At 46.0% G+C, this 235-nt stretch carries 1 pseudogene; it reads right to left on the bottom strand.

What is annotated here, in order from left to right:
• Positions 1-235, bottom strand: a pseudogene (locus JFU56_RS22780) (oxidoreductase); the annotation flags it as partial.

Raw genomic sequence — 235 nt, 5'->3', positions numbered from 1 at the left:
CGCATTACATGCATCGAAGCCCAAGCTAAATCGGCATGAGAGCCAATTTTGCTGCGGTTAGAAACAAAGGTAATTTGGTTACTCACCTTAGTGGTCTGCTGGCGAATCATTAAGAACGAGTGAACGAGATCATCCCATTCCGCTTCAAACTGTAAGCGGCCACTGTTAATGATTTCTCTCGACTTATAGGCCATCAGTCGTTTCACTTCAGGTGAGTAATCCAGCTCGACCAGAG

Origin of the sequence: Moritella sp. F3, from assembly GCF_015082335.1 — a bacterium.
In the GTDB taxonomy this organism is placed as follows: domain Bacteria; phylum Pseudomonadota; class Gammaproteobacteria; order Enterobacterales; family Moritellaceae; genus Moritella.
The sequence above is the reverse complement of the archived record's forward strand: the minus strand, read 5'-3'. Positions and strand labels throughout refer to the sequence as shown.